Here is a 15837-nt window from a genome sequence, read left to right on the forward strand (position 1 = left end):
TGCCATGAGTGCTCCCGACACCCTCCCTTTATCCACGCCTGCGGCACGTCCGGGGCCGTTTGACTGGTATCGCAATATCAACCAGCAGGAGCGCCGCACCTTCTGGAGCTGCAAGATCGGCTATGGCCTCGATGGCATGGACACGCAGATGCTCAGTTTCGTCGTGCCGACCCTGATCGCGATGTGGGGCATCAGCACCGGCGAAGCGGGGCTGATTCACACCAGCACCTTGATCGCCTCGGCCATTGGCGGCTGGGTCGCCGGTATTCTCTCCGACCGCATCGGCCGAGTGCGCACCTTGCAACTGACGGTGTTGTGGTTCGCCTTCTTCACTTTTCTTTGTGGCTTCGCGCAAAACTACGAACAGTTGTTGATCGCGCGCACCTTGATGGGCTTCGGTTTCGGCGGCGAATGGACCGCGGGCGCGGTGCTGATCGGCGAGGTGATCCGCGCCAAAGACCGCGGCAAGGCGGTGGGCATGGTGCAGTCCGGCTGGGCATTGGGCTGGGGCCTGACGGCGATTCTCTATGCCGTGCTGTTTTCGCTGTTGCCACCGGAAGACGCCTGGCGCGCACTGTTCATCCTCGGCATCGTGCCGGCGGTTTTCGTGATTTTCGTGCGGCGTCTGGTGAAAGATCCGGAGATCTACCGCGAGGCCAAAGCGGCGCAAACGCCGGACAATCCGGCGAAGTTCTACGAGATTTTCGCCCCGGGCATGCTGTTCACCACGTTCCGCGCTTCGTTGCTGACCACCGGCGCCCTCGGCGGTTACTACGCGATTACCTCTTGGCTGCCGACCTTTTTGAAAAACGAGCGCGGCTTGAGCGTGTTAGGTACGGGCGGCTATCTGGCGATGGTGATTGTCGGTTCTTACGTCGGCTATGTGATCAGCGCCTATCTGACCGACCTGCTGGGGCGCAAAAAGAATTTCATCCTGTTCGCGGTCGGCTCGTTCACCATCGTTCTGCTTTATACGCAGATGCCAGTGAGCAACGGGGTAATGCTTTGGCTGGGCTTTCCACTGGGCTTTTTCGCTTCAGGGATTTTCAGCGGTATGGGTGCGTTTCTCACTGAACTGTTTCCTACCCGTATTCGCGGATCCGGGCAGGGCTTCTGCTACAACATTGGCCGCGCATTGGCGGCACTGTTTCCGCTGTTGATCGGCCTGCTCAGCCAGAAGGTGCCGTTGAGCGTAGGTATTGGTGCGTTCGCGGCGGTGTCGTATGGCGTGGTGATAATCGCCGCGCTGAGCCTGCCGGAAACCCGTGGCAAGCAACTCGACGCGCAGTAACTGATAACCTGCCAGGCAAAGTCCTACAGATAAAAAGATCAGCACCTACAGGAGTGTTCACCGTGAACCGCCTGCTTTTGAATTGCGACATTGGCGAGAGCTTCGGTAGCTGGACCATGGGTCTGGACGCCGAGGTCATGCCTTTCATCGATTGCGCCAACGTGGCCTGCGGCTTTCACGCCGGCGATCCGGGCATCATGCGCAAAACGGTCAGCCTGGCCTTGAGCCATGGTGTGCAGATCGGTGCGCATCCGGCCTATCAGGATCTTGTGGGCTTCGGCCGGCGCTCCATGGCCTATTCCGCAGAAGATCTGCAGGACATCCTGCATTACCAGATCGGCGCTCTCGACGGCATTTGCCAGGCGCAGGGCGCGCGGGTCAGTTACGTCAAGCCCCACGGCGCGATGTACAACGACATGATGGCCAACCCGGCGCAGTTGCGCGCAGTGATTCAGGCGATAGCGGCCTATGATCGCAGCCTGCCGTTGATGCTGATGGCCACGCGTGGCAACGCAGCGGCGCAGCGGATCGGCGATGAATTCGGTGTGACCCTGTGGTTCGAAGCTTTTGCCGACCGAGCCTATGACAGCGCCGGCCGGCTGGTCTCGCGACAACTGCCGGGCGCGGTGCACCACGATGGCGAAACAATTGTCGCGCAAGCGCTGACCATTGCCCGTGGCGACAACCTCACCGCCAGCGACGGCAGTGCCTTGCGCCTGCACGCCAATACCCTTTGCGTACACGGGGACAACGCCAGTTCGGTGGCCGCCGTCCAGCGCATCCGTGAGGCCTTGAATCAGCTGAGTGCGCCATGAATCCCAGGGTTGAAGTGGTAGCACTGGATTGCCTGATGCTGCGTCTGTTTGATGAAATCGCCGAATCCAACATGTCGTGGATGCTCGCCGCCAGCGAGCGTTTGCGCGCAGTCTTCGCCGGGCATCTGATCGATCTGGTGCCGTCGTATACCACGCTGATGGTGCATTACGACCTGAGCGCATTGAGCCCGGCGCAAGCGCGCGAGTTGATCGCCGTAGCGCTGGTCGACCTGTCGCCGAATGCGCGCGCCGCTGGCCAATGCCATGTGCTGCCAGTCTGGTATGACTTGAGCGTTGGCCCGGAACTGCGTCTGCTTGCCGAGCGCAGTGGGCTGGCGGTGGAAGAAGTGATCCGCCGCCACAGCGCACGCGAGTATCAGGTGTTCGCGCTCGGCTTTGCACCGGGGTTTGCCTTTATGGGCCTGGTTGAAGAAGTGCTCGCCGCACCACGTTTGAATACCCCGCGCAAGAAAGTCGCGGCCGGCAGCGTCGGTATCGCCGAGCGCCAGACCGCCGCCTATCCGGTGGTATCTCCCGGTGGCTGGAACCTGATCGGGCGCACGCCGGCACGACTGTTCGACCGTGATCGCGATGGCTACAGCCTGATGCAACCCGGCGATACGGTGCGCTTCGAAGCGGTCAGCCATGCCGAATTCATCAACCTGGGCGGTGACGACACACCGTTGGAGGCGCTGGCATGAGCCGACTGACGATTAGTGCGAGCACGCCGCTGTGTCTGTTGCAGGACGCCGGGCGCTTTGGCGTGCGGCATCTGGGCGTGACGCAGGGTGGCGCGGCGGATTGGTGTTCGATGAGCTGGGCCAACTGGTTGCTGGGCAATGCGCTGGACGCCACGGTGGTTGAAATCACCCTCGGCGGCTTTGCTTTAGTGGCTGAGCAAACGTGTTGCCTGGCATTGGCGGGCGCGGATCTTGGCGCGCAGATCGACGGCCAGCCACTGGCGCCGTGGCGCAGTTTCAAATTGGATAAAGGGCAGACTTTACAGCTCACGCAACCTTTGCTCGGTGCCCGGGCTTATCTGGCAGCACCCGGCGGGTTTGTGGCGCCGAAAGTGCTCGGCAGCACTGCGACCGTGGTGCGTGAAGAACTCGGCGGTCTCGATGGCATGGGGTTGCCGCTGGCCAAGGGTGCGACGCTGGACTATCACGGGCCATCCCGGCCAATGCGTGAAGTGCCCCGCCAGCGTCAACCTGACCTGCGATCACATAAACCGCTGGATCTGGTGCTCGGCGCACAGATCGGCCAGTTCAGCGGGCAGAGTCTGTTCGATGTGTTCAACACGGTCTGGACCCTCGACACCCGCGCTGATCGCATGGGCATTCGTTTGCTCGGCAAGACCCTGGCGTACCAGGGCTTGCCGATGATTTCCGAGGGCATTCCGTTGGGAGCCGTGCAAGTGCCGCCAGACGGGCAACCGATCGTGTTGCTCAACGACCGGCAGACGATCGGCGGTTATCCACGCTTGGGCGCGTTGACGCCGCTGGCGCTGGCCCGGCTGGCGCAATACCTGCCGGGCGCCAATCTGCGATTCAGACCCGTATTGCAGGAAGATGCCTGGAAGACACACCAGAACTATCTCGGATCCTACTTGTAACGCGTGTGGTTCGTACCTGGAATCCAGACGCTTCCTTTCGGCCGAGTGCATCGTCCTACATCAGTTGTTGTGAGGCTATGAAACTATGGGGCTTCATCTCTCACAAGGAAGTTGCAGATGCGATATATGAAGTTGGGTTATCAGGTCAGGCTTGAAGGCGTCGCCAATGTCGAAAGCCGGATCGTTGAGTTCCATGACCGTGCCGAGGACAAGGTCGTCTACAAAGCGAGTATCAGCCGTTTTGGTCATGTGCAAAGACTGCAAAGTGACGAAGCCGATCGCGACGGACTGACTGCCTCGATCGAACGGTTTCTGGCCAAAACCTGTTCCGATATGCAACGCATGTTTGACAACCATCACCGCGCTGATCAAAACGGCAAGTCCATGGAACTGCTGGCTGAGGCCGGCAGCGTCCGGGTTGGTTTTTTTGCCGCAGACGGGAAGAAGCAGCACGAAATGCTGATTACACCGGAAACCCGCCAGGAAAAGTCCAAACGCCTGGAACGCGAAGCTCAACGCTGGAAGGAAGTGGTGCAGGAAGCCAAAAGGCGCGGTGTGCCCCCGCCGCCTGTTTGTAAAACCCTGGACCGGGGCTTCATGGACAGACTTTGCGAGGCCTATGTAAAACTGGGTTGGTAAGTCTGTGCCAGATAGGTAACGGGAAAGGCGACAGCCAGTGCGCTGATCGCCTTTTTTCGCGTCACTTCGACAAAAAACGCATGCCTTCCTCAAGCCCGCGCAGCGTCAGCGGATACATCTGATCCTCGATCAGATCGCGCACGATATTGGTCGACGAGGTATAGCCCCAGGTATCTTTCGGATACGGGTTGATCCAGATGAGTTTCTTGTACTTCTCCATGAAACGCTGCATCCAGACATAGCCCGGCTCTTCGTTCCAGTGCTCGACGCTGCCGCCGGCCTGGGTGATTTCATAAGGCGCCATGGCGGCGTCGCCGATGAAGATCACTTTGTAGTCGGCCCCGTACTTGTGCAGCAGATCCTGCGTCGAGGTGCGCTCGGAAGTACGGCGCATGTTGTTCTTCCACACCGATTCATAAATGAAGTTGTGGAAATAGAAATACTCCAGATGCTTGAACTCGGTCTTGCAGGCCGAGAACAATTCTTCGCAGATCTTTACATGGGCGTCCATCGAGCCGCCGATGTCGAACAGCAGCAACAGCTTGACGGTGTTGCGTCGCTCCGGCCGCATCTGGATATTCAGCAGGCCGGCGTCCTTGGCGGTGTGGTCGATGGTGCCATCAATGTCGAGTTCTTCCGCCGCACCCTGGCGAGCAAACTTGCGCAAGCGACGCAAGGCGACCTTGATGTTGCGCGTCCCCAGCTCCACCGAATCATCGAGGTTCTTGTATTCGCGCTGATCCCAGACCTTGACCGCTTTGCCCTGACGCTTGCCGGCATCGCCGACACGAATGCCTTCGGGGTTGAAACCACCGGAGCCGAACGGGCTGGTGCCACCGGTGCCGATCCATTTGTTGCCGCCGGCGTGGCGTTCCTTCTGTTCTTCCAGACGCTTCTTGAATTCTTCTATCAGTTTGTCCAGGCCGCCAAGGGACTGGATCTGCGCACGTTCTTCGTCAGTCAGCGAACGCTCGAATTCCTTGCGCAGCCAGTCTTCGGGAATCAGCGCCTGCAAGTGATCGTCGAGCTTTTCCAGACCATTGAAATAGGCGCCGAAGGCCCGGTCAAACTTGTCGAAATGACGTTCGTCCTTGACCAGAATCGCTCGCGACAGGTAATAGAACTCGTCCATGTCAGCGAAGGTTACGCGCTGTTTCAGCGCGTTGATCAGGTCGAGCAGTTCACGCACTGACACCGGTACTTTCGCTGCGCGCATTTCATTGAACAGATTGAGCAACATGGCAGCAGCCTCTTAGCGGGTGCCGCGCCGGCTCATGAACGCCAGACGCTCCAGCAGTTGCACGTCCTGTTCGTTCTTCACCAGTGCGCCTGCCAGCGGCGGAATGGCTTTGGTCGGATCGCGCTCGCGCAGTACCGCTTCGCCAATGTTGTCGGCCATCAGCAGTTTCAGCCAGTCGACCAGTTCCGAGGTGGACGGCTTCTTCTTCAGGCCCGGTACTTTGCGCACGTCGAAAAATACATCCAGCGCTTCGCTGACCAGATCTTTCTTGATATCCGGATAATGCACATCGACGATCTTCTGCAGGGTGGTGCGGTCGGGGAAGGCAATGTAGTGGAAGAAGCAGCGGCGCAGGAAGGCATCCGGCAGCTCTTTCTCGTTGTTGGACGTAATGATGATGATCGGGCGTTTCTTTGCCTTGATGGTCTCGTCGATCTCGTAAACGTAGAACTCCATCTTGTCGAGTTCTTGCAGCAAGTCATTCGGGAACTCGATGTCGGCCTTGTCGATTTCGTCGATCAGCAGAATCACCCGCTCCTCGGACTCGAACGCTTCCCAGAGCTTGCCCTTTTTCAAGTAGTTGCGCACGTCATGGACTTTTTCATTGCCCAGTTGCGAATCACGCAGGCGGCTGACCGCATCGTATTCATACAGACCCTGATGGGCCTTGGTGGTGGACTTGATGTGCCAGGTGATCAACTTCGCGCCAAACGACTCGGCCAGTTGCTCGGCGAGCATGGTCTTGCCGGTCCCCGGTTCGCCCTTGACCAGCAGCGGCCGCTCCAGGGTGATGGCGGCGTTGACCGCCAGCTTCAGGTCATCGGTGGCGACGTAGGCCTGGGTGCCTTCGAACTTCATCTGCTAATCCTCGAACGGTAACGCGGACCTGACGGGCAGGGCGTGGGCGAAATAATCGGATGCCCGACTATAACGCGCAGCCCGGTCGACTGTGAACGCAGACGGCGTATTCAGTCTCTGAATGGGGCGTCACATGTTGACTCAGTCTCGGCTGATGGCCAGTATTCGGGTATCGCCGATTTGGCGATAGCCTTGCGGCATGTCTACTAAATATCGATTTCGCGATAAATACCGAATTCAGCTACGGGAAAAGGATCACCCACCGCCTCACGTTCACCTTACCGGTGGCGGCGTTGATGTGATGCTGAGCCTGGAGACCATTGAAGTGATGATGGGTAAGGCACCGCCGCTGATTGTCAAGGAGGCCCTCGCATGGGTAGCCACACATCAGGCGCAATTATTGGAGGACTGGAAACAATGTTATCCATGAAGCGGCCTCGTCTGGCTGCCGTGAGAGCGCTGCCGGATTTCCGCCTGGCATTGACGTTCACTGATGGCCAGCAACTGACGCTCGATCTGGGACGAGACATTCGTGGATTTCCGGGGCTACGACCGTTGCTGGATAGCGATGTGTTCGCGACTGCGACGCTAGACGAGGACGGGTGGACGGTTGAATGGCTGGAACCGGATATACAGATCGGCGCAGACACCCTTTATATGGACGCGCTGGCACAGAATGCCCTGGACGAAAACACCCGGATCTTCATTGACTGGCGTGCCCGAACGGGACTATCACTTCAGCAGGCCGCCGAAGCACTGGGCGTCAGTGCTCGCAGCATCAGCCGTTACAGCAATGGTCGCGAGGCCGTGCCTCGTTCGCTCGCGCTGGCTTGTCTGGGCTGGGATTCGCTGCAACAGCAGTCGACCATTGCAGCAGAAGATAGCGGTCGTTATATCGTCAACCGTAAACCTTAACCCTCGTCCGGCTTCGGCCGCTCATAACGGGCGTTGAATGCCTGAATGAAGCCGTTGCGCAAAATCTGTAGAAACGCTTCGAATGCGTTGATGTTCTGCTGATGCACATTGCCACTGAGTTCGACGCGGGTGGCGAACTGGTTTTTGTTCTGGTTTTTCAGCACGGTTTCGGTGCCACCGACCAGCGCTTCCCAGATCGAGCGGAAAATGCCCTTGTTCTTGTTTTCCACGTCCTGCTGCCAGTTGAACACGTCAACGTCGCGCAGCAACGGTTTGATGTAACCGGTCAGCCGCGCATTGTCTGCCTTGGCTTCGATAACCACATCGCCGTGGCCGGCGTTGAAGTCGAATTTGCCATAAGCTGCGGCGAAATCGTTCATGCGTTTGAGCTCGATGTCGCGCGCGCGCAGGCGGAATTCGAAATCTTCGAAGTCACTCAGCGGATCGAAAGTAGCGGTCACTTCGACGGGGGCATGCCCCAGCAGCAGGGCCTTGCCTTCGAAAAGAGCATCGCGTTTGCCTTCCTTGTCGACAACGTTGGTCAGGTTGTAGATGCTCGCATTGACCTTGCTCGCATTCATGTTCACCGGCGGCTTGGAGTTGAAGTTGCGGAAGGTGATGCGGCCATCGTTGATCTGCACCTCGTCGAGGGTAATTGGCAGCAGTTTGCCCAGTTGCTCACGCCAGTCGGTGCCTTGACCGGTCTGGGAGTTCTGTTTGTTGGCGCCACCATCGACAAAGTTGATTTCGGGGTTGAGAAATTGCACCTGCGCGACCACGGCATGGTCGTACCACAGTGAGTGCCAGCTCACCGACAGATCGATCAATGGGGCATCGACGAACGGCACCGGTACCTTGCCGTCGACCTTGACGATTTTCAGGCCATTGATTTTGTAGGCGCCGCGCCACAAGGCAAGGTCAACATCGGTGATTTGACCGCGGTAATCGCCCATGTCGGCGAGTTTGTCATTGAGGTAGTCGCGCACTACATACGGCAAGGCAAAATGCACCGCCAGCAGCAGTACAACGACGCCCGCGAAGGTCCATAGGGGCCAACTGTAACGACGCTTCATGGCAGGGTTCCTGAATAAGGTCCTTGAGGATTCTTTGCGATTGACTCTCGGCGTTCGCAGACGTTCGACCCGACTGGACTGTGATGTGCAACAGGCTTACCGTGGAAGGCTGAATTCAACGCTGCACAAGGACCCAGCCAATGAGCCGTATTTTTGCTGATAACGCCCATTCCATCGGTAATACACCGCTGGTGCAGATCAACCGCATTGCGCCGCGCGGTGTGACCATTCTGGCCAAGATCGAGGGGCGCAACCCCGGTTATTCGGTGAAATGCCGGATCGGCGCCAACATGATCTGGGACGCTGAAAGCAGCGGCAGACTCAAACCGGGCATGACCATCGTCGAGCCGACATCGGGCAATACCGGTATCGGCCTGGCCTTCGTCGCCGCAGCCCGGGGCTACAAGCTCATGCTGACCATGCCCGCCTCGATGAGCATCGAGCGGCGCAAGGTGCTCAAGGCGCTGGGTGCCGAACTGGTGCTGACCGAACCGGCCAAAGGCATGAAAGGCGCTATCGAAAAAGCGGCCGAGATCGTCGCCAGCGATGCCGACAAATACTTCATGCCAGCGCAATTCGATAACCCGGCGAACCCGGCAATCCATGAGAAGACCACCGGCCCGGAAATCTGGAACGACACCGACGGTGCGGTCGACGTGCTGGTCGCGGGCGTCGGTACCGGTGGAACCATCACCGGCGTTTCGCGGTATATCAAGAACACTGCTGGCAAACCGATTATCTCGGTGGCCGTGGAACCGACGTCATCGCCGGTCATCACTCAGGCCCTTGCCGGTCAGGAGATCAAACCGAGCCCGCACAAGATTCAGGGGATCGGCGCCGGTTTCGTGCCAAAGAACCTTGATCTGTCGATGGTCGACCGGGTGGAACAGGTGACCGACGAAGAGTCCAAGGCCATGGCGCTGCGCTTGATGCAGGAAGAGGGGATTCTGTGCGGAATTTCCTGCGGTGCGGCGATGGCCGTTGCGGTGCGTCTGGCAGAGACGCCGGAAATGCAGGGCAAGACCATTGTTGTGGTGCTGCCGGACTCCGGCGAGCGTTATCTGTCGAGCATGCTGTTCAGCGACTTGTTCACCGAGCAGGAGAACCAGCAGTAGGCAGATTGATGCAGGTCAGCCAAGGTTCAGGTGCCCTGTGCTAATAAATGCTTTGTTGCGAACCGCTTGACACTGAATCTTGTCAGGCGGGTTTTTCCCGGCGCCGGTAGTGTTTATCATGGCCGGCTGCCATGCCGGGTAAAAGGCATGCGCAGCGTTGTCTTTATTCAAGGAGTTTGTTGATGACCGTTTCGTTTGCCGCCAAGGCGTTTGTGCTGTTGCTGTTTTTGGGCAGCACGCTTTATGTGCATTTGCGCGGTAAGGCGCGTTTGCCGGTATTGCGTCAGTTCGTCAACCACTCGGCGTTATTCGCTCCGTATAACGCTTTGATGTACCTGTTTTCCGGGGTGCCGTCGAAACCGTATCTGGATCGCAGCAAGTTTCCGGAACTGGATGTGCTGCGCGATAACTGGGAAACCATTCGCGACGAAGCGTTGCACCTGTTCGACGAAGGCTATATCCGCGCCGCAGAGAAGAACAACGACGCCGGTTTCGGTTCGTTCTTCAAGAAGGGCTGGAAGCGTTTCTACCTCAAGTGGTACGACAAACCGCTGCCATCGGCCGAAACCCTGTGTCCGAAAACCGTGGCGCTGGTCAGTGCGATTCCCAACGTCAAAGGCGCGATGTTTGCGCTGTTGCCGGGCGGCAGTCACCTCAACCCGCATCGCGACCCGTTCGCCGGTTCACTGCGGTACCACTTGGGCCTGTCGACGCCGAACTCCGACGATTGCCGGATCTTCGTCGACGGTCAGGTCTACGCCTGGCGTGACGGTGAAGACGTAATGTTCGACGAGACCTATGTGCACTGGGTCAAGAACGAAACCGACCAGACCCGCGTGATCCTGTTCTGCGACATCGAGCGCCCTTTGAGCAACCGCCTGATGACCCGCATCAACCGCTTCATCAGCGGCTGGCTCGGCCGTGCCACCGCACCGCAGAACCTTGACGACGAACGCGTCGGCGGGATCAATCAGGCTTACGCCTGGAGCAAGCGCTTCAGCGACAGGTTTAGCGGCGTGGTCAAGCAATGGAAGCGCCGTCATCCGAAGGCTTATCGCGTGATGCGCCCGGTGCTGGCGGTGGTTGTGTTGACGTTGTTGGGGTATTGGCTGTTTGGTTGAGGCTGGATCAGGCAATAAAAAACCGCTCACTGGGAGCGGTTTTTTTTGCTTCAAGGGCGGCCGGCCAGCACGCTGGGCTCGTCCAGATCAGTTCCGTTTTCAAGAACATGCAAAAAACGACGTTGATTAGCGGATAACGCGAGACTTCCAAGCGCGCCTGCAGGCTTGGGCAACGCCTTCTTGGTCAGGGATCTTTTAATGACTTTACGCATACTCCCTTCCTCATTGATCAAAATTTGAACTGCTTTCAAGATACTTGATTCTCCACTGCAAGAACAAGGCGACCTTGCAGATCAAAGGCAAAGCCGAGTTGCTGATAAATTGGAATCGCTCCCGGCATCGGTTCCTGCACTTCGATCAAGCGACTGCCGATAATCCGGGCAAATTCATCGATAGCAATCAATGCCAGAGCTGCGATACGGTTTCTGAGTGGGTGAGCCTTCGCAGGTCTTCCCTCTAGCCGCACGATGCGAACTCGTTGACGGCTATTGTTCGGGTTTGCAAAACACAGCCCGCACAGCTCTTGTTCGAACCAGATCGCGATATCGAACGATAAAGGTTCTCGGGCTTTCCATCTGACGACCTCATCCCATGAAAAAACTGAATCGTGCCATGCTTCATAGGCCGCCAGTGCTTGGGCATCGATAGGTTCGAAGCGCACTTTCGACATGTCTGCACTTGAGGTTGACTGCATCTGGAGAGTGGCGTAAGCAGCCTTTTTCCTGGCCTCTGACCGATACAACTGATACCGCAAATACGTCCGTTCCCTTGGCATGTGATCTCTTGCATTCCATGTCTCCTGACAATCCGTTGCCACCGCCAATTACCCTAATCACCCGGCACCGCACTGTCGCTAGCGGCCCTTTGCCCAAGTCATTGCAATCTGTGTCCCGCGCTGGTTATAGTCGGCGCTCGTGAATCAGACGACTCACGTTCCTTCCAAAGAGATCCGCACCAATGCCTGCATCCCACATCAACGCGGTAGTCGATTCAGCGGTCAACGCTGGCGTCGTGCCGTGCGGGAATCAGCAGCCTGTGCAGATCAGCCATTACCCCCCACCTGTCAGTAGCGCGCCGGTGTGCGTAGTCCTAGCACCGCCGGGCGTTGGCGTTTCGGGCTGATCGGCAGTTTGTGCTGACCCCTGCGCCCGCCAGAAAAACCTACTGAATTTCAGCTTCGGCTGAGTTGGCTTTGTGCCTGACTACAGGTGGTATTCATGTTTGTCCTTTCGAAACAATCCGCGCTCGCGGCGGCGTCCACGAGCCTGTTCGTTCTGCTGTGGAGCAGCGGGGCGATCTTCTCCAAGTGGGGGTTGGCCCATGCGTCACCCTTCGCCTTTCTGCTGATCCGCTTTGCGATTGCCTTGTGCGGGCTGGTGCTGCTGGCGCCGCTGCTCAAGCTCAAGTTGCCCAAGGGCGGCAAGCCGATGCTGTTCGCGATCGCTACCGGTGTGGTGCTGTTGGGGGCGTATCAGATCTTTTATCTGTTGGCCTTGAACAGCAAAGTCACCCCGGGGGTGATGGCGACCATCATGGGCGTGCAACCGATTCTCACCGTGGTGCTGATGGAACGGCAGCGCTCGACCAGTCGGATGTTCGGGCTGGCGCTAGGCCTGGCCGGGTTGATCATGGTGGTTTACCAAGGCATCGGTCTGGCCGGGATGTCCTGGGCCGGCATGCTGTTCGGTCTGCTGGCGCTGGCGAGCATGACCCTGGGGTCGATCATGCAGAAGCGCATCACTGACAATCCGCTCGGCACACTGCCGGTGCAGTATCTGGCCGGGCTGTTGCTGTGCGGGATATTCGTGCCCTTCCAGCCGTTCCATTTCGAACACACGGCAGGGTTTATCGTGCCGGTGTTGTGGATGGGACTGGTGGTTTCGGTGCTGGCGACGCTGTTGCTGTATCGCTTGATCGCACGGGGCAATCTGGTCAACGTCACCAGCCTGTTTTACCTGGTACCGGCGGTGACGGCGGTGATGGATTACCTGATTTTCGGCAATCGCCTGGCGGCGTTGAGTGTGCTGGGGATGTTGTTGATTATTGTTGGTCTGGGGTTTGTGTTTCGTAAGTATTAATGACCTTCAGTTGCGATGGTGGCTGTTCGGTCGCCATCGCGAGCAGGCTCACTCCTACAGGGGGAACGCATTTCAACTTGGAGCGAGCCTGCTCGCGACAGCGATCTTCGCCACCAACGCAATTAACGATCAGCCACCACTGCCGGCTTCACCACCGCAGGTTTCAACACCAGCCACAACGCCAGCGCAATCAGAACCCCGCCATACACGTGCGCCATTGAAAGCGGCTCATCCAGCAACAACGCCCCCCACAACACCCCGAACGGCGGGATCATGAAGGTCACGGTCATCGACTTCACCGGGCCGATCGAGCTGAGCAGGCGGAAATAAATGATGTAGGCAAATGCCGTGCAACCCAGGCCCAGACCGAGCAGCGACAGCCAGACGTGCCAGCCACCCCAGCTCACTGGCGGTGCAGTGATGACGCTGTAGCCGAATAGCGGCAGTAGAAACAACGTTGCCCCGAGCATGCTGCCCAGCGCCGAGAGGCGACTGTCCAGCCCGCCGGCCTGATCCAGCCAGCGTCGTGCGAGGAACCCGGCGAAGCCATAGCAAGTGGTCGCGAGCAAACAGGCAACAGCGCCCATCAACAGTTGCAGGTCGAACGCCACCGGGCCGGCGCGGGTCAGAACGCCGACGCCGAACAACCCGAGAAACACTCCGCCCAGTTTCGCCGCGGTGAGTTTTTCACTGAAGAACAAACCGCCGATCAGCACGCCCATCAACGGCGTGGTGGCATTGAAGATCGCGGAATAACCGGCCGGCAATACTTGCGCTGCAACCGAGTAAAGCGTTGCTGGAATGCCTGAGTTGATCACCCCCAGCAGCATCACGGTTTTCAGTTTGCCTTTGAAATCCCAGCTGACGCGCATCAGCCCGAGGATGACCAGCAAGCCGGCGGCAGCAATCGACACGCGAAAAAAACCGGTTGGAATGGTGCCGATCACCGGCGCAATGATGCGCATGAACAGAAAACTCGCGCCCCAGATAGCGGCCAGCGACAACATGCGGAAAACATCGACAGGGCTCACGGCGGGCCTCCTTCCTTGATCGGGACGAGAGTGTTGCCGAGTGCCCTGGCCATGGCAACCGCTAATCGGGCATTTAATTTCGCATCACCCAGCACGAGTGGGCTTGTTGGGCAAGCCGGTATCGGTTTTGGCTGAAATTGCACTTTTCCTGTGAGCCTTTCCGTGACTAAGCTCAAGCGAACCGAATTCGCGCCGAGGTTTCACCTATGCCGCAGCAATGGCCAGCCACCGACATCGCCCGTATGATCCTCGCTGGCTTCGACGATTACCGCGAGCATTTCCGGCGTATCACCGACGGTGCCCGAGAGCGTTTCGAGCAGGCCCGCTGGCAAGAAGCCCAGACTGCCTCGGCGGCGCGGATCAGCCTCTACGAGGAAAAGGTCGGCGAAACCGTTGCGCGCCTGCGCGAGCATTTCGATGAACAGACGTTGATGAATGTCAGTTGCTGGCCGCTGGTCAAAAGCGCCTACATCAGTGTGATCGACCTGCGCTTCGACGATGAGCTGTCAGAGACCTGGTACAACTCGATTTTCTGCGGACTGTTCAGCCATGACCTGATCAGCGATGGCTGCATGTTCATCCACACCACCCGGCCGACCTTGCGTCGTGCCCGCGCCGCACAGACCCGCACCTACAAGCCGCAGGGCCAACTGTCGGGCATGCTTGCCAGTATCTTCGCCGACTTCCGCTTCAGCGAGGATTACGCCGATCTGCCCGGCGACCTCAATCGGCTCGAAGCACAACTGCGGGAAAACCTGCCGGACTGGGTGTGCAAGGACCCGGAACTGGCGGTGGAGCTGTTTTCCTCGGTGCTGTACCGCAACAAGGGTGCTTATCTGGTCGGGCGCATCTACACCCGCGACGAGCAATGGCCGCTGGTGATTCCGTTGCTTCACCGCGAAGGACGGGGGATTCAGATCGATGCGTTGATCACCGACGAAGCCGATGTGTCGATCATCTTCTCGTTTACCCGTTCGTATTTCATGGTCGACGTGCCGGTGCCGGCCGAGTTCATCGGTTTTCTGCGGCGCATTCTGCCGGGCAAACACATTGCCGAGCTGTACACCTCGATCGGCTTCTACAAGCACGGCAAGTCCGAGTTTTACCGCGCGCTGATCAATCACCTGGCCAATACCGACGATCAGTTCATCATGGCACCGGGCGTGCGCGGCATGGTCATGAGTGTGTTTACCCTGCCGGGTTTCAACACCGTGTTCAAAATCATCAAGGACCGTTTCTCACCGTCGAAAAACGTCGACCGCGCGACAGTGATCGAGAAGTACCGACTGGTGAAAAGTGTCGACCGGGTAGGGCGCATGGCCGATACCCAGGAATTCGCCGACTTCCGTTTTCCGCTGAGCAAGTTCGAGCCGGCGTGTCTGCAGGAATTGCTCGAAGTCGCGCCCTCGACCGTGTCGGTGGAGGGCGACACGGTGCTGATCCGCCACTGCTGGACCGAGCGGCGCATGACCCCGCTCAACCTGTACCTGGAAAATGCCAACGAGGCTCAGGTGCGCGAGGCACTGGAGGATTACGGTCTGGCGATCAAGCAACTGGCGGCGGCGAACATTTTCCCCGGCGACATGCTGCTGAAAAACTTCGGCGTCACCCGACATGGGCGGGTGGTGTTTTATGACTACGACGAGATCTGTTTCCTGACTGAGGCCAACTTCCGCCACATCCCCGCGCCGCGCACGCCGGAAGATGAAATGGCGTCCGAACCGTGGTACTCGATCGGGCCGCTGGACGTGTTTCCCGAGGAGTTTCCGCCGTTTCTGTTTGCCGATGCCGGGCAGCGCAAATTGTTCGATCAGTTGCATGGCGAGTTGTATGACGCCGATTACTGGAAAAGCCTGCAAGAGGCGATTCGCGCCGGCAAAGTCATTGACGTCTTCCCGTATCGGCGCAAGGGCCTCGATAACGAGTAAACCCTGGAACCCTCACCCCAGCCCTCTCCCTGTATGTACCGGACACATGGTAGACACATGTTCGGAGACATGGTGGACACTTTTAAATAGACACATTGCTCATCGCGAAGGAGATGGC

The 15837-nt window shown here is 58.4% G+C and carries 17 protein-coding genes; 11 read left to right on the forward strand and 6 right to left on the reverse strand.

Translation table 11 applies throughout. The features are described from left to right. Positions 1–4: 4 nt before the first annotated feature. The 5 genes from ACYYKW_RS22710 to ACYYKW_RS22730 all read left to right on the forward strand — a co-directional run bounded on the left by ACYYKW_RS22710 (position 5) and on the right by ACYYKW_RS22730 (position 4360). The gene (locus tag ACYYKW_RS22710; protein WP_093103733.1) at positions 5–1291 is read left to right on the forward strand and encodes an MFS transporter; all 1287 of its coding nucleotides are present in this window, start codon (positions 5–7) and stop codon (positions 1289–1291) included. A 62-nt stretch (positions 1292–1353) separates the two neighbouring features. Continuing rightward, positions 1354–2106, forward strand: a complete 753-nt coding sequence (locus ACYYKW_RS22715; RefSeq protein WP_464991221.1) for a 5-oxoprolinase subunit PxpA — start codon at positions 1354–1356, stop codon at positions 2104–2106. Then, complete coding sequence (locus ACYYKW_RS22720; RefSeq protein WP_464991222.1) at positions 2103–2807, forward strand: 5-oxoprolinase subunit B family protein; 705 nt, start codon at positions 2103–2105, stop codon at positions 2805–2807. Before ACYYKW_RS22715 ends, ACYYKW_RS22720 begins: the two co-directional genes overlap by 4 nt. Then, positions 2804–3721: a 5-oxoprolinase subunit C family protein gene (locus ACYYKW_RS22725; protein ID WP_093103726.1), complete on the forward strand. Its 918-nt coding sequence runs from the start codon at positions 2804–2806 to the stop codon at positions 3719–3721. Before ACYYKW_RS22720 ends, ACYYKW_RS22725 begins: the two co-directional genes overlap by 4 nt. A gap of 117 nt (positions 3722–3838) precedes the next feature. Further along, entirely contained in the window at positions 3839–4360 is a 522-nt protein-coding gene (locus ACYYKW_RS22730) for a hypothetical protein (protein ID WP_090282242.1), read from the forward strand. 61 nt (positions 4361–4421) lie between these two features. Here the strand turns inward: ACYYKW_RS22730 and ACYYKW_RS22735 are convergent, their stop codons facing one another. Next, entirely contained in the window at positions 4422–5600 is a 1179-nt protein-coding gene (locus tag ACYYKW_RS22735; protein ID WP_007956512.1) for a vWA domain-containing protein, read from the reverse strand. A 12-nt stretch (positions 5601–5612) separates the two neighbouring features. After that, complete coding sequence (locus ACYYKW_RS22740) at positions 5613–6458, reverse strand: AAA family ATPase (protein ID WP_007911294.1); 846 nt, start codon at positions 6456–6458, stop codon at positions 5613–5615. Between the two features lie 199 nt (positions 6459–6657). Between ACYYKW_RS22740 and ACYYKW_RS22745 the strand changes: the two genes are divergently transcribed. Together ACYYKW_RS22745 and ACYYKW_RS22750 are read left to right on the forward strand one after the other, a co-directional pair. After that, the gene (locus tag ACYYKW_RS22745) at positions 6658–6888 is read left to right on the forward strand and encodes a DUF4160 domain-containing protein (RefSeq protein ID WP_093103717.1); all 231 of its coding nucleotides are present in this window, start codon (positions 6658–6660) and stop codon (positions 6886–6888) included. After that, a complete protein-coding gene (locus ACYYKW_RS22750; RefSeq protein WP_093103715.1) occupies positions 6876–7373 on the forward strand; it encodes a DUF2442 domain-containing protein in 498 nt (165 codons plus the stop codon). The genes ACYYKW_RS22745 and ACYYKW_RS22750 overlap by 13 nt, the downstream gene beginning before the upstream one ends. On the opposite strand, the gene ACYYKW_RS22755 is transcribed toward ACYYKW_RS22750, so the two are convergent. Continuing rightward, entirely contained in the window at positions 7370–8446 is a 1077-nt protein-coding gene (locus ACYYKW_RS22755; protein ID WP_090282245.1) for a DUF748 domain-containing protein, read from the reverse strand. The two genes, ACYYKW_RS22750 and ACYYKW_RS22755, sit on opposite strands and share 4 nt — an antisense overlap. 140 nt (positions 8447–8586) lie before the next feature. Here ACYYKW_RS22755 and cysK point away from each other — a divergent pair, with 140 nt between their 5' ends. Beyond that, positions 8587–9561 (forward strand): cysteine synthase A, encoded by a 975-nt coding sequence (gene cysK / locus ACYYKW_RS22760; protein ID WP_090282246.1) that lies wholly within the window; start codon positions 8587–8589, stop codon positions 9559–9561. Between the two features lie 182 nt (positions 9562–9743). Then, the gene (locus ACYYKW_RS22765) at positions 9744–10682 is read left to right on the forward strand and encodes an aspartyl/asparaginyl beta-hydroxylase domain-containing protein (RefSeq protein WP_464991223.1); all 939 of its coding nucleotides are present in this window, start codon (positions 9744–9746) and stop codon (positions 10680–10682) included. 50 nt (positions 10683–10732) lie between these two features. Here ACYYKW_RS22765 and ACYYKW_RS22770 read toward each other — a convergent pair whose 3' ends face one another. Then, positions 10733–10894: a hypothetical protein gene (locus tag ACYYKW_RS22770; protein ID WP_464991224.1), complete on the reverse strand. Its 162-nt coding sequence runs from the start codon at positions 10892–10894 to the stop codon at positions 10733–10735. 35 nt (positions 10895–10929) lie between these two features. Further along, the gene (locus tag ACYYKW_RS22775) at positions 10930–11352 is read right to left on the reverse strand and encodes a hypothetical protein (protein ID WP_331717143.1); all 423 of its coding nucleotides are present in this window, start codon (positions 11350–11352) and stop codon (positions 10930–10932) included. Between the two features lie 547 nt (positions 11353–11899). Between ACYYKW_RS22775 and ACYYKW_RS22780 the strand changes: the two genes are divergently transcribed. Next, entirely contained in the window at positions 11900–12760 is an 861-nt protein-coding gene (locus ACYYKW_RS22780; protein WP_464991225.1) for a DMT family transporter, read from the forward strand. Between the two features lie 122 nt (positions 12761–12882). Here ACYYKW_RS22780 and ACYYKW_RS22785 read toward each other — a convergent pair whose 3' ends face one another. Continuing rightward, positions 12883–13791, reverse strand: coding sequence for a DMT family transporter (locus ACYYKW_RS22785; RefSeq protein WP_464991226.1), 909 nt, complete (start codon positions 13789–13791; stop codon positions 12883–12885). 206 nt (positions 13792–13997) lie between these two features. Here ACYYKW_RS22785 and aceK point away from each other — a divergent pair, with 206 nt between their 5' ends. Continuing rightward, positions 13998–15719 (forward strand): bifunctional isocitrate dehydrogenase kinase/phosphatase, encoded by a 1722-nt coding sequence (gene aceK / locus ACYYKW_RS22790; RefSeq protein ID WP_464991227.1) that lies wholly within the window; start codon positions 13998–14000, stop codon positions 15717–15719. Positions 15720–15837: the final 118 nt, after the last annotated feature.

It is taken from the genome of Pseudomonas sp. 15C (assembly GCF_055484735.1).